Source organism: Microbacterium sp. CIAB417, from assembly GCF_022788845.1.
In genome coordinates, this window is the sequence record NZ_JAHZUT010000009.1 from 17,306 (window position 1) to 39,507 (window position 22,202).

13 protein-coding genes are annotated in these 22,202 nt (G+C 70.3%); 7 read left to right on the forward strand and 6 right to left on the reverse strand.

The features are described 5' to 3' along the window. Positions 1-5 precede the first annotated feature (5 nt). Together KYX17_RS26795 and KYX17_RS32390 are read left to right on the forward strand one after the other, a co-directional pair. Positions 6-1,262 (forward strand): RuBisCO large subunit C-terminal-like domain-containing protein, encoded by a 1,257-nt coding sequence (locus KYX17_RS26795; RefSeq protein ID WP_243231726.1) that lies wholly within the window; start codon positions 6-8, stop codon positions 1,260-1,262. Then, on the forward strand, positions 1,255-2,505 hold the full coding sequence (locus KYX17_RS32390) for a four-carbon acid sugar kinase family protein (protein WP_243231728.1): 1,251 nt from the start codon (positions 1,255-1,257) through the stop codon (positions 2,503-2,505). Before KYX17_RS26795 ends, KYX17_RS32390 begins: the two co-directional genes overlap by 8 nt. A gap of 360 nt (positions 2,506-2,865) precedes the next feature. On the opposite strand, the gene KYX17_RS26805 is transcribed toward KYX17_RS32390, so the two are convergent. Next, a complete protein-coding gene (locus KYX17_RS26805; RefSeq protein WP_243231730.1) occupies positions 2,866-5,862 on the reverse strand; it encodes a glycoside hydrolase family 2 TIM barrel-domain containing protein in 2,997 nt (998 codons plus the stop codon). Beyond that, positions 5,859-6,782 (reverse strand): aldo/keto reductase, encoded by a 924-nt coding sequence (locus KYX17_RS26810; RefSeq protein ID WP_243231732.1) that lies wholly within the window; start codon positions 6,780-6,782, stop codon positions 5,859-5,861. Before KYX17_RS26810 ends, KYX17_RS26805 begins: the two co-directional genes overlap by 4 nt. Before the next feature lie 137 nt (positions 6,783-6,919). Between KYX17_RS26810 and KYX17_RS26815 the strand changes: the two genes are divergently transcribed. Then, positions 6,920-10,561 (forward strand): DUF5979 domain-containing protein, encoded by a 3,642-nt coding sequence (locus KYX17_RS26815; protein ID WP_243231734.1) that lies wholly within the window; start codon positions 6,920-6,922, stop codon positions 10,559-10,561. A gap of 281 nt (positions 10,562-10,842) precedes the next feature. Next, positions 10,843-11,148 carry a GIY-YIG nuclease family protein gene (locus KYX17_RS26820; RefSeq protein WP_243231736.1) on the forward strand — a complete coding sequence of 102 codons (306 nt, stop codon included), beginning with the start codon at positions 10,843-10,845 and terminating at the stop codon, positions 11,146-11,148. Between the two features lie 312 nt (positions 11,149-11,460). Here the strand turns inward: KYX17_RS26820 and KYX17_RS26825 are convergent, their stop codons facing one another. From KYX17_RS26825 to KYX17_RS26835, 3 genes are read right to left on the reverse strand one after another with little or no spacing between them, the layout of a single operon-like run. Beyond that, complete coding sequence (locus KYX17_RS26825; RefSeq protein ID WP_243231738.1) at positions 11,461-12,468, reverse strand: LacI family DNA-binding transcriptional regulator; 1,008 nt, start codon at positions 12,466-12,468, stop codon at positions 11,461-11,463. Between the two features lie 56 nt (positions 12,469-12,524). Continuing rightward, positions 12,525-15,296: an alpha-L-rhamnosidase gene (locus tag KYX17_RS26830; RefSeq protein WP_243231741.1), complete on the reverse strand. Its 2,772-nt coding sequence runs from the start codon at positions 15,294-15,296 to the stop codon at positions 12,525-12,527. A gap of 19 nt (positions 15,297-15,315) precedes the next feature. Next, a complete protein-coding gene (locus KYX17_RS26835; protein WP_243231743.1) occupies positions 15,316-17,967 on the reverse strand; it encodes an alpha-L-rhamnosidase in 2,652 nt (883 codons plus the stop codon). Between the two features lie 180 nt (positions 17,968-18,147). On the opposite strand from KYX17_RS26835, the gene KYX17_RS26840 reads away from it, so the two are divergent. The 3 genes from KYX17_RS26840 (at position 18,148) to KYX17_RS26850 (ending at position 21,358) form a co-directional block, all read left to right on the forward strand. Further along, positions 18,148-19,464 (forward strand): ABC transporter substrate-binding protein, encoded by a 1,317-nt coding sequence (locus tag KYX17_RS26840; RefSeq protein WP_243231752.1) that lies wholly within the window; start codon positions 18,148-18,150, stop codon positions 19,462-19,464. Positions 19,465-19,532: 68 nt separating this feature from the next. Continuing rightward, on the forward strand, positions 19,533-20,450 hold the full coding sequence (locus tag KYX17_RS26845; protein WP_243231754.1) for a carbohydrate ABC transporter permease: 918 nt from the start codon (positions 19,533-19,535) through the stop codon (positions 20,448-20,450). Continuing rightward, the gene (locus KYX17_RS26850) at positions 20,447-21,358 is read left to right on the forward strand and encodes a carbohydrate ABC transporter permease (RefSeq protein ID WP_374208995.1); all 912 of its coding nucleotides are present in this window, start codon (positions 20,447-20,449) and stop codon (positions 21,356-21,358) included. Before KYX17_RS26845 ends, KYX17_RS26850 begins: the two co-directional genes overlap by 4 nt. A gap of 10 nt (positions 21,359-21,368) precedes the next feature. Here KYX17_RS26850 and KYX17_RS26855 read toward each other — a convergent pair whose 3' ends face one another. Further along, complete coding sequence (locus KYX17_RS26855) at positions 21,369-22,151, reverse strand: nucleotidyltransferase domain-containing protein (RefSeq protein ID WP_243231756.1); 783 nt, start codon at positions 22,149-22,151, stop codon at positions 21,369-21,371. Between the last annotated feature and the right edge of the window lie 51 nt (positions 22,152-22,202).

Consider the following 22,202-nt stretch of genomic DNA (forward strand, 5'->3'; position numbering starts at 1 on the left):
CGCACATGGAATCACAGCACGTCATCGCGACCTACGTCATCGAGACCTCCCTGCCGCTGCAGCACGCCTCCGAGGTGCTCGCCGGCGAGCAGTCCACCGGAACGTTCGTGCGGGTCGAGCGCGAGTCGGACGATCTGCGCGCGCGGTTCGCCGCCCAGGTCGAGTCGATCCAGGAGGTCCCGCTCACCGGATCATCGCCCCTGCCGGGCTCCGTCGGGGATCCGGCGCTGCGCCGCCGAGCCCTCCTGCGCCTGCGCTTCCCGCTCGACAACTTCGGCCCGTCGCTGCCGAACCTGCTCGCGGCGGTCGCCGGGAACCTCTTCGAGATCAAGGAGCTCGCGGCGATCCGGCTCGTCGACCTGGACCTGCCTCCGGCGTTCGCGCAGCGCTACGCCGGACCCGGCTTCGGCGTGGAGGGCACGCGGAGGTTGATGGGCCGCGCGTCCGGCGCCATGATCGGGACGATCATCAAGCCCAGCATCGGGCTCTCCCCCGACGATCTCGCCGAGGTCGTCGGGCAGCTGGCCGAGGCCGGCATCGACTTCATCAAGGACGACGAGCTGCAGGGCAACGGCCCGTCCGCCCCTCTCGCAGAGCGCGTGCGCGCGGTGATGCCCGTCCTCGAGCGCCACGCCGACCGCACGGGGCGCAAGCCGATGTACGCGTTCAACATCACCGACGACATCGGGCGGCTGGAAGCCAACCACGACCTCGTCGTCGCGGCCGGCGGCACGTGCGTCATGGCGTGCATCAACCTCGTCGGGATCCCCGGGCTCGAGTTCCTGCGACGGCACAGCGAGGTCCCCATCCACGGGCATCGCGCGATGTTCGGCTCGTTCGGCCGCTCGGATCAGGTGGGGATAGGATTCCGGGCGTGGCAGAAGCTGGCCCGCCTCGCCGGGGCCGACCACCTGCACACGAACGGCATCAGCAACAAGTTCTACGAGACGGACGACCAGGTGCTCGACTCCATCGCCGCCGTGCGCGAGCCGCTTCTCGGGCTCACACCCACGGTGCCGGTGCTCTCCTCCGGGCAGTGGGCGGGACTCGCCCACGCCACGTACGACGCGGTCGGGACGACCGATCTGCTGGTGCTCGCGGGAGGCGGCATCCACGGGCATCCGGACGGCGCGGCGGCCGGCGTCGCCAGCATGCGCGAGGCCTGGGCGTCCGCGGCGCGGGGGGAGAGCGCCGACGCAGCGTACGCGGCGTCGGATCCGATCCGCCGCGCAGCCGAGCGTTTCGGGCCCGTCCGTGTCTGACGAGCAGCGCGGCGTCGTCGCGTTCTACGGCGACGACTTCACGGGGAGCGTCGACGCGCTTCTGCAGTTCGCGCGGCGCGGCTGGAGTGGACGGCTGTTCACGACCCTCCCGGATGCCGAGGCGCTTCGCCGTGCGGCCTCCGAGGTCGACGTGGTCGGCGTGGCCGGGATCTCCCGGTCCCTGGATCCGGCCGCGATGGATGCCGAGCTGAGGCCGGTGCTGGAGGCGTTCGCCGACCTGGACCCGCGCCTGGTGCAGTACAAGGCCTGTTCGACGGCGGACTCCTCGCCGTCGGTGGGAAGTCTGGGGCGCGTGATCGAGATCGGTCGCGAGGTCTTCGGCGATCGGGTCGTGCCGATGCTGTTCGCCCAGCCGGATTTCGGGCGCTACACCCTGTTCGGGCAGCATTTCGCCGCGGAGCGGGGCACCGTGTACCGGCTGGACCGGCAGCCGACCATGTCGCAGCACCCGTCGACGCCCATGACAGAGGCCGAGCTCGCCGTGCACATCGGACGGCAGACGGATGCCCCGATCGGCGCGGTCTCGATGCTCGCGTACGACGACCTGGCGCGACGCCTGCGCGAGGCGACGTCGACCGGCATCGTGCTCGACGCCCTGACCGACGACCATCTCGAGGCGGTCGGACGGGCGCTGGGCGAACTGCCCTCTCCCGTGTTCGCGATCGGCTCCGGCGGGTTGTCGCACGGCATCGCCGCGGCGGCGCCGGGCGATGCCCCGACGATTCCGGAAGCGACCGCCACGAGGGGTCCGGTTCTCGTCGTGTCCGGCAGCCGTTCGGCCCAGACCCGTCGCCAGGCGGACGCCGCAGCCGCCGCCGGATGGCTGGTCCGCCCCTGGGCGCTCGACGGGTCCTCCTCACCCGATGTGCTCGAGGCACTGCGCGCGGGCCGTGGGGTGGTGCTGACCTCGGACGACGCGGATGCCCCGGGCGACCGTCCGATCCTGGAGGCCATCGCGGACGCCGCGGCATCCCTCGTGCGCGAGGCCGTCGCGGCCGGAGCCACGCGGCGCGTCATCGTGTGCGGCGGCGACACGTCGAGCCGCGTCACGCGTCTGCTCGGCGTCGACGCGCTCTCGATCGCGGCGAACCCGTGGGGCAACGTCGTGATCCTGCGCGCGCACAGCGGCGGCTCCCGGATCGACGGCCTCGAGCTGCTCCTCAAGGGCGGCCAGGTCGGTGCCGACAGTCTCTTCGTCGACGTCGCTGCGCTCGCACCCTGACCCCCATTCGCTCGCTGAGCGAGTTCTCTCCTCCGTTCGTTGAGCGAGCGAAGCGAGTCGAAACGCACCCACCACCCACGTACCTCACACCGCACCGCGTTTCGACTCGGTCGCCTGCGGCGTCCTCGCTCAACGAACGACGGGGGGACCGCCCCCCCTTCCCCTCCCCCGTTCGTTGAGCGACCCCTCCCCGCTCGTTGAGCGAGCGAAGCGAGTCGAAACGCACCCACCACCCGCGCACCTCCCACCGCACCGCGTTTCGACTCGGTCGCCTGCGGCGTCCTCGCTCAACGAACGACGGGGCGATCGTCCCCCTCCCCGCTCGTTGAGCGAGCGAAGCGAGTCGAAACCGCGCGCCGCTCAGCGGACGGAGAGTCGCACGCTCCACGCGGTCCGCTCGCGCGGGATCCGGTAGCGCTCGGGGAGAGCGGGCCCGACCGAGGCCGATCCGATCCCGTGCTGGGCGTGGTCGATGTTCAACCACACGCGCCCCGAGTCGACGAGCTGGTGCGGCTTGTCCGCCCGCTCCAGCTCGTGCGAGGTCCACCGCCGTGCCGTGAAGTCGAACTCCGGCACGCCGTCGACGCGCAGCGTCTGCGCTCCGTCGACGCCGACCTCGAGCCAGCGCGTCTGCACGTGGTTGCCGTTCTCCTGAGGCACCGGGTACGGCGTCTGCAGGTCGTCGATGGACGCCGTGAAGCGGCCGATGCGGGAACCCTCGAACGAGTCGACGTACGTCTCCCCCGGCCCGCGTCCGAACCACGTCACGTGCCGGGCCTCCCCCGGGAGCCCGAACAGCAGTCCCAGCCGCGGCACCGGGATGTCCCGGTTCATGTACGGCGTGTCGGTCCACGGGCCGACGAAGTCCGCCACGACGTCCAGGCGCACGCCGTCGCCGTCCGCCGTCCACGTCATCTCCCACGCCACGCCGTGCGGATGCGTTCGGGGCGCCGTGCGCCCGCGCACCTGCAGCCGCCCGTCGCCGGCGGAGACCTCGTCGACACTATGCAGCAGGCGGTCGATCATCGTCTTGCGCCACACGGCGGCGAGGTTGTTCGTGTCGCCCTGACCGCGATCGTTCTCGGTGGGCGCCCGATGCAGGTCGAGCACAGGACCGTCGACCTCGAGGTCGCCGAGGCGCAGCATCCGCCCGGTCGTCGCGTCGAAGACGGCCGATCCGACCGCGTGCTCGCCCGGCGACGCCGCAGCAGGACGTCCCGCCGGTCGGCGGACGGCATCCGGACGACGGACCACGCGCTGACCCCACGACACCACGTGCTCGGCCGGTGCCCAGGACGTCTCGCCGGCGAGCGCGGCCTCGACCGTCAGCACGGCATCCCCCGCCGCCGTCGAGCCGAGCGCGGCGGCCGCGGCATCCGGAATCGCCACCCGGACCCGCTCGCCGGGAGTCAGCACGGGCACGTCGAGGACGCCGTCGGCCGTCGTCTCGCCGTCGACCGCGACCGACCACCGGAACGCGAGATCCGCCGTCGAGGTGCTGTGCCGGTCGTTCGCGACCGTCACGGCCTGCTCGCCGACCCCGATCGGCACCGTCTCGTGCGCCTTCGCCAGTTCGATCAGCCCCGGAGTGGGGGTCCGGTCGCTGAACACGAGTCCGTGCAGGCCGAAACGTCCGCCGCGGGGCTCGTAGTCGATGTCATCGCCGTGCAGGACGTACGGGACGCCCTCCTCGGTCTCCGCCGTGAAACCGTGGTCGATCCATTCCCAGACGAACGCGCCGCACAGCCGGTCGTAGGAGCGGATGATGCGCCAGTAGTCCTGCAGCCCTCCGGGGCCGTTGCCCATGGCATGCGCGTACTCGACCAGCAGGAACGGCAGCCCGCGTCGGCGCTCGTCGTCCGCATCCGTGATGCCGTCCGGGGCGTCGTCGTCGGCGTCGAACACCATGCCGTGCATGCTGAGGCGCCCGCCGCGCGGCTCCTCTCGCCGCCCGATCTGCTCGAGCAGCTCCAGGGACGGATACATGAGCGAGTAGAAGTCGGAGTCGCGATACCGCGGGTCGCGCTCGTAGAGAACGGGTCGTGACGGATCGCGCCCGTCCAGCCATCGGCGCATCTCGGCGAACCCGTCACCGGTCATGCTCTCGTTCGCGAGGGACCAGACGACCACGCTGGGACGGTTCTTGTCGCGCTCGACCGTGCGCATGAGTCGATCCATGATCGCGTCACGCCATTCCGGAAGCGCGGGCGGATTGTGCTCCCAGCCCTCGTAGATGAACCCATGGGTCTCGAGGTCCACTTCGACCACGACCCACAGCCCGTACTCGTCGCAGAGCCGGACGAACTCCGGATGCGGCGGGTAATGGCTGGTGCGGACGGCGTCGACGTTGGCCCGTTTCATCAACACGATGTCCTGGATCATCGTCTCGCGATCCAAGGTGCGCCCGGTCTCGGGATGATGCTCGTGCCGGTTCACGCCCCGGAAGGTCACGGCCCGCCCGTTCACGGTGAAGACGCCGTCCACGATCTCGACGCGGCGGAAGCCGACGGCCAGGTCGACGGTCTCACCCGCCGAGCGCAGGGTGCCGCGGTACAGGCGTGGGCTCTCGGCGCTCCAGGGCTCCACCGCGACGCGGGCCGTGTCCCCCGCCGGCATCCGGATGCCGAGTTCGGGGATCTCCACGATGGCCTCGCTCGAGGCATCCACTCGGAGGATGCCGAGACCCGTGACGTGGTCGTAGTCGGCGTGCACGAAATGGTCGTCGATGGCGTTCTGCGGGCGGGCGATGAGCTCGACATCGCGGAAGATGCCGGGCAGCCACCACATGTCCTGATCCTCGAGATATGTCCCGGCCGACCAGCGGTGCACCCGCACCGCGAGCACGTTGCGGCCCGGCCGGACCGGCGCGTCGAACTCGAACGGCAGTCGGGACCCCGTGGACCAGCCGAGCTCCTCGCCGTTCAGCCAGACCTTCGCGCACGAGTCGACGCCCTGGAAGCGCAGGACGGCTCGACCGAAGTCCGCGGGCACGTCGAAGACGAGCCGGTGATCGCCGGTCGGGTTCTCCGTCGAGACGTGCGGAGGATCGAGCGGGATCGGGTACGCCGTGTTCGTGTAGAGCGGCCCCTCCTCCGTCCCGAGCATCCGCCGCGCGGGTCCACCGGCGAGCGGCGTGAATTCCTCGAGCACCCAGTGCGAAGGGATGCGCAGCTCATCCCACCCCGAATCGTCGAAGTCCTCCCGCATGAAGTCCGCCCCGGTGCCTTCCGCGGTCGGAGCGAGCCGGAACCGCCAGGTGCCGTTCAGGCTCAGGACAGCCGCATCCGTCACGGCATCCGCGCGCGGCGCACGTCGTCCCTCGCCGGGCAGCGTGCTCTCCCAGTAGCGGCCGGTCATGCGCTGGCGCCGTATCGCGAGTCGTCGACCGGGGACGGTGCCGGCCCCAGCGCCGCGAGATCCGCCCACACTCCCTCCGGGATGGCTGCGGCGTCCAGCGCGCGCAGCTGCTCGATCCGTGCGGGCGAAGAGACGCCGACGACCGTGTGATCCACCAGCGGCGAGCGCGTCGAGAACCGCAGTGCGACGGCCGCGGGCGGCACACCGTGGTCCGCGCAGACGCGGAACAGCTCGGCCGTCCACGCCGCCAGGTCGTCGCCGATCGGCCGGTACTCGTATCGCGCGTCCGCACGCGCCCCCTTGACGAGCAGGTCGCCGCCGAACGGGGCCGCGTTGAACACCGTCATTCCGCGATCGTGCGCCGCTTCGTACAGCGAGCGCGCGCTGTCGTCGACCAGCGTGAACCGGTTGTGGCAGAGCACCGCGTCGAACAGGCCGCTGTCCACGTACCGCTGAAGGAGCGGCACGGGGCCTGCGGCGATGCCGATCGCATCGACGAGGCCGTCCTGCTTCAGTTCGACGAGGGCCTCGACCGCGCCACCGGGAGCGAGTGCTTCCTCGACGGTGATGGTGTACGGGTCGTGCAGGTGCAGCAGCGGCAGCCGGTCGACGCCGAGCCGTTCGAGGCTCTCCTCGAACGAACGACGCACCCTGTCGCCGTCGAACACGCCCGTCTCGGGATCGCGGTCGACTTTGGTGAGGATGCGGGATGCCGCGGCATCCCTCTCAGCGGCCTCCATCGTCGCGAGGGCCGTTCCGAGTGCCCGCTCGGAACGCCCGCCGGCGTATCCGTTCGAGGTGTCCACGAGCAGGCCGCTGCGGAGCATGGCGAGCGCGGCAGCCTCGGCGGTATCGGGATCCGCGCCCAGCGACGAGGCGCCGAGGATCAGAGCAGGGCGGTCAACGGCGATCTCGGTCATCGATGCATACCTATTCATATTTGAATGCATCTCCAGCCTACGCGAACGCGCCGTCGATCGGAAGACCGGCACGGCGCTCGGGTAGCCTCGGGACTGTCGCACTCCCGCTGTCACGGATTCGAACCCGAAAGCACCCGATGCCGCACACCGCTGTTCGTCCTCGCCGGCTCCTCGCCGCCGTCACCGCCGGTGCCCTCGCCATCGCCGGGGCCGTCGTCGCCCCGCTCACCGCGCCGGGTCCTGCGCAGGCGGCGTACCCCGACTCGTTCAATCCGCTCGCGATGAACGGCGGGTTCACCGTGTACGCCCGCGAGGACATCACACTCGGCAACCAGGAGACCGAGGGCAGCATCGCCGCCGGCGGCACGGCCACCAAGCCCGGCGACGGGCAGTACACGATCATCCACGTGGCCGCGGGGACCGGGGACTACACCCTCCCCTCCGTCGACGGCGACCCGACGCGGCTCCTGGTGGACGCGTTCTCCCCGGCCAGCGGCGGCATCACCGCGATCACCAATGCCGGGACGTCCGATGCGGCCCTGCAGGGCGACCTGAAGATGGTCGAGCGCGACGGCCCGTGGAGAGCATCGGCCCGCGGCGACTGGCTGCGACTCAACCTCGATCCCGGATCCCCCGACCAGACCCCGATCATCGACGCCACCGCGCAGTCCTACCCGGAAGACGCGGACCCGCCGGCATCCGCCAGCGGCGACGGGAGCATCTACACGGCCGACACCTCGGAGACCGCGGTCGCCGACTACGTCGAGGCGAACGCGGAGGCGGGCTACGACGACGCCGCCGCGTGCCTGGCAGGACTGCCCGATTCCGCGCACCCGGTCGCGGTCGCGGAGGACGACGGAGACCGGGTGGTCCTCGCTCCACTCAGCCCCGACCAGGTGAATGTCGTCGACTACGCCGACATCGCCGGGGCCCGTCTCATCCAGTTCTCGCCGGGGCCGACACCGGGCGCGCAGAACCCGCTCGTCATCCAGGTGCCCGCCGGGACGACCGACGTCGCCGGGGCGCGCATCGACCCGCAGGGCGCGTACTCGCCGTACACGCTGTGGGATCTGTCGCAGGTCACCGGCACCGTCACCGTCGAAGCGGCCGGCGGACGGATCGACGGATCGATCTACGCTCCGAACGCCACTGTCACCGTCGATGCCTCCCCGCTGGACGGCCAGGTCCTGGGCGAGAACGTCATCCTCGCCGGCGGCGAGGTGCACTCGTTCCTCTTCGCCGGGCAGATCGCGTGCAACGCCGAGAACGGCACGTTCCGCATCCGCAAGGATCTGGCGGGCATCGACGCCGACGGCCTGCCGGCGGACACGACCTTCACCGTCAACTTCACCGCCACCGAGCCAGACGGCACGGTCACGACCGGGTCGCTCGAGGTCCCGGCCGACGGCGCCTGGGTCGACGCCGGCGAGTCGTTCCCGGCAGGCACCGTGATCTCCTTCGACGAGATCGATCCCGCGTCCGTGCCCGGCTACGAGTGGGCGGACCCGGTGATCTCCCCCGGTGAGATCACCGTCGGCACCGGGACGGCGGACGTCGTCGTCACGAACACCGCCGCCGCACAGACCGGCACCTTCCGCGTCCACAAGGAGGTCGAGGTCCTCGACCCGGACGGCGGCGCCGTCACCCTGACCGGAACCGTGCCGGTGCGCTGGACCGCATTGTCCGGCGGCGAGCAGATCGGTTCGGGGACGCTCGACGTCCCCCTCGACGGGACACCCGTCGACGTCGGGCAGGACTTCCCGACCGGGACGCGCATCGTGCTCGTCGAGGACCGCCAGGCAGTCCCCGCTCCCGACGGCTATCACTGGGTGAGCGCGTCCTGGGACCCGGGCCGGACGTTCGTGATCGGCGACGACACGTCGGTCGACGTCACCGTCACGAACTCGCTCGCCCCGGACGACGCGGGTCGCACCGTCTCCATCGTCAAGTCCGAGATCGACGCGGACGCCGACTACGAATACACCGTCAGTTACAACACCGACCCCGCCCCCGCGCGCACCGACCGGGTGCTGCCGCTGGGGGACCCGGAGCTGCTCGACGACATCGAGACGGATGCCGAGACGCTGGAGCTCGCCGAGGCGGTGCCGACCCTGGACGGCGCACCGACCGACGCGGCCGACTGGGAGCTGCCGGTCTTCCTCGTGACGATCGACGGGACGACGACCGAGTACCGACCGGCGAACTTCGAGGGCGCCGGCCCGCTGGAGTCGGCGATCGTCTCGATCCCGCTGCCCGACACCGGTGACGTCGTGATCGAGGTCGCCAACGAGCGCAAGGCCGGCACGTTCGAACTGAGCAAGGCCTTCGCCTCCGGCATCCACCTTCCGTCGGGACTCCAGTTCAGCGTGTCCTGGACGGCGACCACGCCCGGCGGCGAAGTCAGCTCCGGTGTCATCCGGCTTCCGGGAGACGGAACACCGGTCGGACCGGTGGATGCCGCGGGGAACCCGGTCGTCTTCCCCTATGGCACGGTCGTCGTCTACGGCGAGCTCAGTGCCCCGCACGTCCCATGGATCGTCTGGGAGGCGCCGATCGGAGCATCCGGCGAACTCGTGATCGGCGAGGACGACGAGGAGACCGTGACCGCGACGATCACGAACGTCCATTCCGTGCGTTCCGGGACGTTCCTCGTGACCAAGGACGTCGTGGGGATCGATCCCGATCAGCTGCTCGTCGATGCGTTCACCGTCGAGTACGAGGCGCGGCTGCCGCTCGGCGACACCATGACCGGGACGTTCGAGCTCCCGGCCGACGGGACGCCCGCGGGCCCCGTGGATGCCGAAGGCGATCCCGTGCTGTTCCCCGTCGGCACGGTCGTGAGGCTGGCCGAAGCCGAGCCCGCCACCTCGGCTCTGCCCGCCGACTACGTCTGGGGGGAGACGACCTGGAGCCCATCGGACTCGTTCGTCGTGCAATCGGGCACGGCCGAGCTGGAGGTGACGAACACCGCCGTCGAGATGACCCGCTTCTCGGTCGAGAAGCAGGTCGACGGGGATGCCGCGGGCCTCGTCCCCGCCGATATCGTGTTCCCGGTGCAGTGGGCTGTGGGCCTGGATCCGCAGGATCCGCTGGCCGCCGGGATCGGCGCGCCGGCTGTGTCGCCGTACCTTCCGGTGGGCAGCATCGTCGAACTGCGGGAGGGACCGTTGCCGGCGATCGACGGCGTCAACTGGGGTCCGGCGACCTGGAGCGCCGGCGGTGAGCAGCTCGCGACGGGACCGGGCGGCGTGATCGCCCTGCAGCTCGACGGCGGGGACGTCCCGGACCCGATCGCGCTCGTCCTGACCAACATCGCGAACGCCTCGCCGACGGCGGCGTTCACGGTCGCGAAGTCGGTCACCGGTGACGGTTCGGGGGATGTGCCGGACGGCACCGTGTACACGCTGGAGTACTCGGTGGATGCCGGGGAGGTGCAGACGATCTCGCTGCGCGCCGGGGAGAGCATTTCGGTCACGGATCTGCCGGCCGGTACGACGCTGCGGATCCGCGAGGTCGCACCGCCGTCCGTGGACGGTGTGACCTGGGAGGACGCGACCTGGACCGTCGACGGCGAGACGCTCGAGACCGATGCCGAGGGCTGGGTGAGCGTCGCGCTGTCGGAGGGCGACGCCGTCGCGTTCGGGCTCGTCAACGAAGCGGATGCCGGGGCGCTCCCGACGACCGGTGGGGAAGGCGTGCCGCCGGTGGTCATCCTGGCCGCGCTCGTGCTCGTCACGGCCGGCATCGTGCTCGCCGCGACCCGCCGCCGAGCGCGCTGACCCCTCCCGCTCGTCGCTCGTTGAGCGAGCCGAAGGCGAGTCGAAACGCCCCCCGCCGGAAACCCCGTTTCGACTCCGGCGGCTGCGCCGCCTCCGCTCAACGAACGAATGAGGATGGTCCCGCCCCCGCTCGTTGAGCGACCCTGCCCTTTTCGTTCGTTGAGCGAGCGAAGCGAGTCGAAACGCACCCGGACGGAAACCCCGTTTCGACTCCGGCGGCTGCGCCGCCTCTGCTCAACGAACGGGTGGGTGGTGTCGGCGGTTGGATCTAGCCTCCCGACATGCCGCACACGTACATCCTTCGATGCGCCGACGACACACTGTACGTCGGCAGCACCTGGAATCTCGACCAGCGACTGTGGGAGCACGAGACCGGCCGAGGCAGCTCGTACACGCGTCGTCGTCTTCCGGTGACGCTGATCTGGAGCGCCGACTACGAGCGGATCGCCGATGCCTACGATCTGGAGAAGCGGATCCAGGGATGGAGCCACGCCAAGCGCCTCGCCTTCATCGAAGGCGGGTTCGACGCGATCGCCGGCTGGAGTTCACGAAAGCGCCGAGAGGGACGATCCGTCCCCGCGACCTGAGCGAGCGGGCCCCTCCCCCGCTCGTTGAGCGAGCGAAGCGAGTCGAAACGCACCCCGACGGAAACCCCGTTTCGACACCGGCGGCTGCGCCGCCTCCGCTCAACGAACGAATGGGGATGGTCCCGCTCCCCCGCTCGTTGAGCGAGCGAAGCGAGTCGAAACGCACCCCGACGGAAACCCCGTTTCGACTCCGGCGGCTGCGCCGCCTCCGCTCAACGAACGAATGGGGATGGTCCCGTTCCCCCGCTCGTTGAGCGAGCGAAGCGAGTCGAAAATGCGGCTGCGCCGCCTCCGCTCAACGAACGGAAAGAGTCAGGGGGAGGTGGAGGCGCGGACGACGAGCTCGGGGCGGAAGCGGACGTTGCGGTCGTAGTCGCCGTCCGGGTCGTCGATCGAGCGCAGCAGCAGGTCCACTGCGGTGTGCCCGATCAACTGGGCGGGCTGGCGGATCGAGGTGAGCGGAACGACCGTCGCCGCCGCGAAGTCGATGTCGTCGTAGCCGATCAGCGCGATGTCCTCCGGCACGCGCATGTCGCTGAACATCGTGAGGGCCTGCAGGATGCCGACGGCCAGCAGATCGTTCGCCGCGAAGATCGCGTCTGGACGATCGGCGGCGCTGCGACGGACGAGGTCCTCCCCCGCGTCCCGCCCGTGCAGCACCGTCAGCGCCGGCATCTCGATCACCTCGAGCGCGGCATCCGGGACCTCCGCGACCGCGCGGCGGGCCCCGGAGAGGCGATGCGCCACCTGGGCGATCGCCGTGGGCCCACCAACGAAGACCAGCCGTCGGCGTCCCACCTCCAGCAGGTGCCTGGCCGCCAGATAGCCTCCCTCGACGTCGTCGACGGACACGGAGCTGAACCCGCTCCCCGGGATCTCATGATCGACGAGAACGACCGGTGTCCCGGCATCCTGCAGGCGACGCAGCTTGGCGGCGTCATCGGATGCCGGAGTGATCAGCACCCCGTTGACGCGCTGTTCCCGGAACAGGTCGAGGTAGCCGTCCTCGCGCGACGCGTCCTCGTCACTGTTGCCGAGGAGGACCGACAGCCGGTCCTCCTCGGCACGAGCCTCGGCGCCGCGCGCCACGTCCGCGAAGAACGGGTTGCCGGCGTCGAGAACGATCAGCCCGATGCTGCGGCTGCGGCCGGCGCGCAGCTGCCGGGCCGCGTCGTTGCGGACGAAGCCCAGCTCCTCGATCGCGGCCTGCACCCGCTCGACCGTCGCCGCGGCGACCTTGTCTGGCCGGTTCAGCACGTTCGACACCGTGCCGACCGACACCCCCGCCGTCGCCGCCACGTCGCGTACGCTCACTGCCACTGTTCGCCTCTTCCTGTCCCGCGCTGTCCGCGAGTGTACGGCATGGCGCCGTCCGGCTAGGCGGCACCCGATCGACGTGCGCTGAGCGCCGCCAGCCGCTCCTCGATCCGGTCGCGCACGTCGGGCCCCGCGAGGTGCACCAGACGCTCACCCAGCAGCAGCCGATCACCCCACTGCGTGGCGTCGCGGAAATCGTCGGCCGCGGACGGCCGCCACGCGTGCAGGACCTCGACGATCGCGTCGTAGGCCTCGCGGTCGTCGATGATCGCCGCCAGGCTCGAGCCGAAGTCCACCCGGGCCGGCGTGCTCGGCGACGCGGGCGCCGCACAGGACCACCGATGCGTCCCGGACCCGACGGTGAGGCGCCGCCCGTCCGGCAGGATCACCTCGGCGTCGGTGTTCGCCGGAACGGTCGCCTGGATGACGACCTCGTCGCCCGCGCGGTCCCACCGCACACGGGCGCGGCCGTACGGGGTGAGGTGCGCGGCCTCGGCGAAATCGAACCCGTCGAGCGGATGCGGTTCGATCCGCAGCCGGGCGTACCCCGGCTCCGCGGGTGCCAGGCCCGCGAGCGATCGATGCAGCCAGTCGGCGATCGCTCCGAGCGCGTAGTGGTTGAAGGACGTCATCTCTCCCGGGTTGATCGTGCCGTCCGGGAGCATGGAGTCCCAGCGCTCCCAGATCGTCGTCGCACCCATCGTGACCGGATACAGCCACGACGGGTTCTCGGTGGCCGTGAGCAGCCGCGTCGCGACGTCGAGGTGCCCGGTGCGCGTCAGCGCGTCCTGGATGATCGGCGTCCCGACGAAGCCGGTGCCGATGCGGTATCCGCCCAGGCGGGTGAGCTCGGCCAGGCGGTCGCCGAGCGCCTGGCGTCGTTCCGGCTCCACGATGTCGAAGACGATCGCGAGCGCGTACGCCGTCTGCGCGTCGGACATCAGGCGGCCGGCCGGAGTGACGTACTCGGCGAGGAACGCCTGCCGCACCTCCTCGGCGATGCACGCGTACGCCGCGGCATCCTCCTCGCGTCCGAGCAGTCCGGCGGCGCGCGCCGTCAGATCCGCCGAACGGAAGACGTAGGCCGTCGCCACGATGTCGGCCGACGTCTTCGCCTCGGCCGGACGCTCCGGGGGAGCATCCGGGTCGAGCCAGTCGCCGAACTGGAACATGCCCTCCCACAGTCGCCGCTCGCCGGCGAGCGCGACGACGGCGTCGGTCCAGGCCGTCATGCTCTCGTACTGGCGCTCGAGCGTGTCGAGATCCGCGAACCGTTCGTGCAGCACCCAGGGGACGACGGTGGCTGCGTCGCCCCAGGCGGCGGCCGGCCGCGCCGGGCCGAGGACGTTCGGGACGACGAACGGCACGATCCCGTCCACCTGGTCGATCGCGAGGTCGCGCAGCCAGGAGTCCAGGAAGCCGCGGACGTCGTACAGGAAGCCGGCGGTCGGCGCGAACACCTGGATGTCGCCGGTCCAGCCGAGGCGCTCGTCGCGCTGCGGGCAGTCGGTGGGCACGGAGAGGAAGTTGCCGCGCAGTCCCCACACGACGTTCTCGTGAAGCCGGCGCACCAGTGGGTGGGACGTGTCGAACCATCCCGTGCGCTCCATGTCGCTGTGGATCACGACGGCCGTGACGTCCGCCGGATCGAACGTCCCCGGCCAGCCCTCGATCTCGGCGTAGCGGAAGCCGTGGAACGTGAACTCGGGCTCCCAGACCTCCACCCCGTCGCCGGACAGCGTGTAGCGGTCGGTCGCCGCGGCCGCGCGCAGCGGTCTCGTCCCGAGTTCGCCGTGCTCGAGGACCTCGGCGTGACGGAGCGTCACGACGGCGCCCGCGGGACCGGAGACCCGGATGCGCAGCCGTCCCACGAGGTTCTGCCCGAAATCGAGCACCGTCTTCCCGCTCGGCGTGGTGACGACCTCGCTCACCGCCCGCTCCTCGATGCGCCGCACGAACGGCGACACTCGTGCGCCGGGGACGGGGAGATCCTCCACGACGGCGACCGGCGCCCATGCCACCGCATCCCGGCGGGCGTCGTGCTCCTCACCGGCGTACAGCCCGCTCGCGGTGATCGGGCCCGGAGCGCTCTCCCACTCTCCGTCGGTGACGACGGTCTCCGAGCGCCCGTCGGCGTACTCGATCCGCAGCTGCGCGGCGAAACGCGGCTGCTCGGCGTACACCGCCTGCGCGTTGTCGCGGAACCCGTAGCGCTCGGTCGCCCAGGCGCCGGCGATCCGCACACGGAGCTCGTTGGCTCCCGAGCGGACCAGAGCGGTCACATCGGTCGTCTCGTGAACGGTGCGCTCCTGATACGGGGTCCACCCGGGCTTGAGCACCTGGTCGTCGACATCCGAACCGTTCACCGCGACCTGGTAGACCCCGACCGCCGTCGCGTAGAGCGTCGCCCTGCGCAGTTCGCCGTCGATCGTGAAGCCGCGGCGCAGCACGGCGGGCTCGGCCGGTCCTTCGGGGGCGGCGACCGCGATGGTGCGCGCGCTCCACTCCCCGTCCGCGAGGAATCCGGCCACGATCCGACGCGGGGCGCTCCACTCGGAGGCCTCGCCGTCGGCGCCCGTCACGCGCACCCGCAGCGAGACCTCCTCCCGCGGCGCGAGTGGACCGAACGGCCAGGGGACGCGGACGGATCCGCGCCCGTCGATCCTGCGGCTCTCGGTGCCGCCCTCGCGGACCAGCTCGACCTCGGCCGCAGCCTGGGTCCAGTCCGGTGTCTGCGATTCGGTGACCCACCCGATCCGGGGGCTCGCGTCGGGGACGACATCGCTGCCGTGCGGCGCGTCGACGGTGACGCGCACGACCGTTGTGCTCATGCTCTTCGCTCTCTCCTCGTCATCGACGGGCGACGGCCGGTGCCGTCACCGTGATCTCGTGTGTTCCGCTGGTCAGGGTTCCGGATGCCGGAGCGCCGTCGACCGTGACGACGGACTCGGACGCGACCGGCAGGTCGAGCTCGGCCGTGACGCCGAAGGGGATCTCGACCGTGGCCCGCAGCTCCTCGCCGTCGAGTCGCCAGTCGATGGCCAGTCGCCCGTACGGGGTGTCGACGGATGCCGCGGCGTGATCGAGCTCGGCCGCGGGACGCGGCGCGATGCGTGAGCGACGGTAGCCGGGTTCGATGGGGGCGATCCCCGCCACCGTCCGATAGACCCAGTCGATCATCGCGCCGTACGCGTAGTGATTGAAGGAGAGCATGCTCCCTCCGGAATCACCGGATCCGGCATCCATGTCCCCCGAGTGGATCCGCCCGTCCGGCAGGATCGCATCCCACCGCTCCCACACCGTGGTCGCCCCGCGGTCGACCTGGTAGAGCCAGCTCGGCGCTTCGCGCCGCAGCAGCATGAGGTAGGCCTCATCGAGATGCCCGCTGTTCGACAGCGCGAACAGGACGAGCGGCGTGCCGAGGAACCCGGTCGAGATGCGTCCGTTCTCGGCGCGGACGTTCGCGGCGAGGCCGTCCGCGATCGCGGAGCGCTCCGTCTCGGGGGCGATCGCGAACTCCAGAGCCAAAGCCGCGCCGGTCTGCGTCGTCACGGCGTCGGCACCCCAGCGCTGCCAGGTGAGCTCGGCGACGCGGTCGGCGAGCTCCGCGTATTCATCGGCGCGGGCCGCGTCTCCGACGAGCCGCTCCGCGCGGGCCAGCAGGCGGGCCGAGTGCACGTAGAAAGCGTTCGCGACATAGTCGCTCGAGACCTTCGCCTCCCACGGCCGATCACCGGGCGCATCGGGGTCGAGCCAGTCGCCGTACTGGAACGGCTCCGTCGGCAGCACGACGTCGTCGCCGGCACGCCGGCGCAGGTGCTCGACCCATCGCCGCATGCTTCTCAGCTGCACGCGCAGCACCTCGTCGCTGCCGGATGCCTCGTACACCGCCCAGGGGACGATCGTGGCGGCGTCCGCCCAGCCGGCGCGACCCATGTTGTCCACGGGGCCTTCGCCCATGCGCATGTCCTCGAAGCGGATGATGTCCGGCACCACGGAGGCGACGCCGCCCTCATCGGTCTGGTCGGCCTCGAGGTCGCGCAGCCAGTTGCGCCAGAAGGCCTCGGCGTCCATGAGCGTCGAGGCCGTCGCGGCGAACGCCTGGGCATCGCCGGTCCACCCCAGCCGCTCGTCGCGCTGCGGGCAGTCGGTCGGAACCGAGACGAAGTTGTCGCGCTGCGACCAGAACACGTTGGAGTGGAACTGGTCCAGCGCCGGGGAGGCCGAGTGGAAGCTCGAGCGCGCCTCGAGGTCGCTCGAGATCGCGATCGCCGTGGCCGAGACGACCTCGACCGGGCCGGTGACCTCGGCGTGCTGGAACCCGTGGAACGTGAACTGCGGCTCCAGCACGTGCTCCCCGTCACGGTCCAGCGTGTACACGTCGGTCGCCTTGGCGCTGCGCAGCGCCGCGGTGTGCAGGTCACCGGACGGCTCGAGGATCTCGGCGTGCCGGACGGTCACGACATCTCCGGCGCGCCCGCGCACGACCAGGCGCACCCAGCCGGAGACGTTCTGCCCGCCGTCGAACTGCACGGCCCCGTCCCGATCCGTCCGGGTCATCTCGCGCTCGGCGACGACCCGGACGGGAGGTGCCGAGCGCGGCTCGAACCGCGCTGCAGCCTGCTCGATGACGGATGCCGGAGTCCATGCGGAGTCGTCGAAGGATGCGTCGTGGATGCCGGGGACCGCGAGGCGCAGGTCGGTGACCGTGCCGTCGTAGATGCTCGCCGAGCGCACGGCGCCGAATCCTCCGCGCCAGGTCTCGTCGGTCGCGACCAGCACGCCGTCCTCGGCGTCGATCTGGGCGAGGGCTCCGGATCGCTCGCCGTAGATGGCAGTGCGTTCGGCGAAGCCCATCCGTCCCCGGTACCAGCCGTCGCCGACCGCGAGCACGATCACGTTCTCGCCGGCGCGCAGCAGGCCGGTCACGTCGAGCGTGTCCACGAGCACCCGGGTGCCGTAGGACGTCCAGCCCGGCGTCAGCAGCGCGTCGGTGGCGCGCTCACCGTTGATCCAGGCGTCGACGAGGCCGAGGGCGCTCAGACGCAGTCGAGCGCGTTCGGGGACCGCCGTGACCGTGAAGGTGCGCCGCAGCAGCGCGACCGGACCCTCGATCTCGCTCGGAATGCCGATGACCGCCGCGTCGAGATCGGCGCCGTCCAGCCCCGCCTCGACGACGAGTTGCTCGCTCCACGGTGTCCATCCCGCCTCCGTCGCGACGCGCACGGCGAAGCCGCGCCGCTCACCTGCCTGCAGATCGCCGACGGCGACCGCCACCGAATCCCCGGATTCGACCACGTCGCCGGGGACCGGCTCCGCGTCCGCCGGTCCGGTCGCGAGCTGGTAGGCGATCTGGCGTGCCCCCGCCGTCGTGCTCTCCGATCGCCAACTCAGACGCAGTCCTCGGCCCGGGACGCCGAGGAGCCCCGACCCGTGCTGCGAGCGCACCGACACGACGCGGGTCGTGGCATCCGACCGGGTGAGAGAGGGGATGACCGCCATGACGCTTGTTCCTTCCGATGCGCGTCCTCGCGCACGTCTCATTTCAGAATCGACCGTTGACTCTCGCCTCGGATCGTCGTACCTTACGGAGAGTTGAATGGTTTCAACTCCATTCGACCATCATGACGGTCCCGACGTCGAGACCGCAACCGAGAGTCAGCTTTTACATGGAGGTAAAGGATGGACAGCACCCGTACCCGAAGGGTTCTCCTCGCCGCAGCCGGTGTCGCCGCCCTCGCGCTCCCGCTCGCCGCCTGCAGCACCGGCGACGGCGGCGGAAGCGGCGACGGCAAGGTCGAGATCTCGTTCCTCACCGGGAACACCGGCACGAACGTCGAGGTCGCCGAAGCGCTCATCGATGCGTTCGAGGATGAGAACCCGGACATCACCGTCAAGCTCGAGTCCCAGCCGGCCGGCACCGAGGGCGACAACCTGATGAAGACCAAACTGGCGACCGGTGAGATGTCGGACGTCTTCTACTACAACTCGGGCTCTCTGTTCCAGGCGCTCAACCCGGACCAGAACCTCGTGGCTCTGGACGACCAGCCCTGGGTCGACGGACTGATCGACACGATGAAGGACGTCGTGTCCACCGAGAACGGCATCTATGGCGCGCCGTTCGGCGCCACCCAGGCCGGCGCGGTCGTCTACAACAAGAAGGTCTATGCGGATCTCGGTCTGGAGGTCCCGACGAGCTGGGACGAGTTCGCCGCGAACAACGAGGCGATCAAGGCCGCCGGCATCACGCCGGTCATCCAGACCTACGGCGACACCTGGACCAGTCAGCTCTTCATCCTCGGCGACTTCGGCAACGTCCTCGCCCAGGATCCCGACTGGGCCGAGGAGTACACGGCCGGCAGCCGGAAGTACGCCGAGGAGCCCGCGCTGCAGGGCTTCGCGAACCAGCAGGAGGGCTTCGAGGCCGGCTGGTGGAACGACGACTACGCCTCGGCGCTCTACGACGACGGCGCCCGCATGGTCGCCACCGGCGAGGGGGCGCATTACCCGATCCTCACCGGCATCGTCTCGACGTTCCAGCAGAACTTCCCTGAGGAGCTCGACAACATCGGGGTCTTCCCGCTGCCGGCGCAGAACGCGGAGGACACCAAGCTGACCGTCTGGCTGCCGAACGCGGTCTACATCCCGAAGACCACCGAGGGCGCGGAACTGGAGGCGGCGAAGAAGCTCGTCGCGTTCATCAACTCCCCGGGCGGTTGTGAGATCCAGACCACGGTGATGGTGCCGAGCGGCCCGTTCGCGACCAGCGCGTGCGAGCTCCCCGACGACGTGCCCGGTCTCCTGACGGACATGCAGCCGTACTTCGACGAGGGCAACACCAACCCGGCGCTCGAGTTCCTCTCCCCCATCAAGGGCCCGAACCTCGAGAACATCACGGTCGAGGTCGGCAGCGGCATCCGCTCCGCCGAGGACGGCGCGGCCCTCTACGACGAGGACGTGAAGAAGCAGGCCCAGCAGCTCGGCCTGGACGGCTGGTGATCCGCGCCTGACACGATGCGGGCCCGCCGCCGGCGGGCCCGCATCCCCATCGACTCGACGGAGAGAAAATGACCGCACCCGCAGCCACGGCAACCGCTGCCGTCTCGGCGCCCCCCGGCAAGCGCAAGGGCATCAAGAGCTCCTACCCGACGTGGTTCTACATCCCGTCGGCGGTGCTCTACATCGTCCTGTTCGCCGTGCCCACGTTCGCCTCGTTCTACTTCAGCCTCACCCGGTGGTCGCTGTTCGACATCGAGTTCATCGGCTTCGAGAACTACGTCCAGTTCTTCACGGAGCCCATGCTCGTGCAGGGCTTCGTCAACACGTTCATCTACGGCTTCGTGACGAGCGCCCTGAAGGTCGTCTTCGGCCTCGCGCTCGCGCTCCTGCTGACCGGATCCATCCTCGGCCGCGGCTACCTGCGGTCGACGATCTTCTTCCCGGTGCTCGTCTCCACCGTCGGCATCGGAATCACCTTCAAGGTGCTCATGGACCCGTTCGACGGGCTCATCAACCAGACCCTCGCACTCGTCGGCATCCAGGGGCCGGGGTGGCTCACCGACCCGGCATGGGCGCTGATGTCCGTCGCCTTCGTGGATGTCTGGAAGGGCGTCGGCATCGCGACGCTGATCTTCATCGCCGGTCTGGTCGCCATCCCGCAGGAGTACTTCGAGGCCGCCAAGGTGGACGGCGCGAGCGCGTGGCAGCGGTTCAAGAACATCACGCTGCCTCTCGTGCAGCCGGCCACCGCGACCGTGGTCCTGCTGTCGCTCATCGGCGGCCTGCGGTCGTTCGAGCTCATCTGGGCGATGACCAAGGGCGGCCCCGGCTTCACCAGCGACGTGATCGCATCGGTCATCTACAAGCAGTACCAGGCCGGGTTCTACGGCCTGTCGACGGCAGGCAACGTCGTCCTCTTCCTCGTCGTGACGGCGATCATCGTCCCGATCCAGTACATCCTGAACAAGAGGCAGGTGGAGTCATGACCCTCACCCGCACGATCACGACCTCCGGCTCCTCGAAGGCGCGGATCGCCAGGGAGGACCGCCGTCGCATGACGCCGCGCCTGTTCTTCACCCGGTACATCGTCGGGATCATCGCGATCCTCGCCTCGATCGTCGTGTTCATCGTCCCGTTCGCGTTCATCTTCCTCACGGCCGTGAAGAACCCGCAGGAGGCCTCCCTGTTCGAGTTCTCGCTGCCGGCGCAGGGCTGGTACCTGTGGGAGAACATCGTGACGGTCCTCGAGACGCGCGACTGGATGCTGGTGCGCGCGTTCATCAACTCGACGATCCTCACCGTCGCGAGCGTCGCGATCATGGTGGTGTTCGCAGCGATGGTCGGCTACATCCTGCAGCGGCGCAAGTCGAAGTGGAACCACGTCATCAACATCTTCGTGCTGGCGGGGCTCATCGTCCCACCCGCCGTGGTCCCGACGATCTGGGTGCTGCAGGGCATCGGGCTGTTCAAGACCATGCCCGGCATGATCCTGATCGAGGCGACCTTCGGCCTGAGCTTCTGCATCCTGCTCTTCCGCGCATTCGTCGCCACGATCCCGCGCGAGCTGGACGAGGCGGCCGTGATCGACGGTGCGGGACCGCTCCGGCTGTTCTTCCAGGTCGTGATGCCGCTGCTCAAGCCGGTCGCCGTCACGGTGATCGTCGTGCAGTCCGTCGCGGTGTTCAACGACTTCACCGGCCCGCTGTACTTCCTGCCCGGCGATGACAACGCCACCGTGCAGCTGACGCTCTACAACTTCCAGAGCCAGAGCCTCAGCCAGTGGAACCTGCTGTTCATGAACATCCTGCTGATCACGGTTCCGCCGCTGATCATGTACATCTTCTTCAACCGCCAGATCGTCGCCGGCATGACCAGCGGAGCGGTCAAGGGCTAGGAGACGGACGTCAGAAGTACTCGGCCGGGACCGTGCCCCGCAGCCACGCGAGCTCGTTGTCGCGGATGAACACCGACAGCGACTCGTCGCGGGTCTGGTCCCGGCCGAGCCACTCGTCCAGGATCGCGATCAGCGCGTTCGCCGTCCCGGCGCCCGGGTCCGCCACGACGGCGTCCCACGCCGCGACGAACCCGGCAGGACTCGGGACCTCCCGGACGAGGCGGTGGATGTACTTGGGACCGGGCATGAGCCGGTGATCCGCGGCGAGCGCCGCCCGCGCCGCGGCGAGCGTCAGATGGACCGCGGCGTGCTGAAGCAGGAACGGGTCGCCGTGCTCCTCGGCCTGGCGCAGGAAGTACCCGCCGTGCAGATGCGCCTGCGCGACGTGGGAGCGGATCCGTTCCGCCCAGACGTCCTCGCCGAGTCGGCTGATCCGGGACACCAGGGATTCCAGCTCCTCCGCCCGGCTGAAGACGACGCGCGCGCCGGCGAACGAGGCCCTGGTCGGATCGTCCGCCCGCTCGACCGCTCGACGCAGGTAGTCGAGGTCCGCGAGCTTCACGTCGATGTACGACCCCGGGTAGTCCCGCCCGCGGCGATCGACCCAGGCCCAGCGATCCTCGGCCGCGGAGCGCGCGAACGCGTCCGCGGTGACCACGAGGTACACGTCGACGTCCGAGTCCTCGCGCTCGGTGCCGCGCGCCACCGAGCCGATGACGACGACGCCGACGGTGTCCGGATCGGCGGCGACCTGATCGACGTAGGCGGCGAGCGCCCGTTCCTGATGCTCCATGACGCCGACGGTATCGCCTCGGCGCGCGCCGGCGCATCATCCCGGCGCGCG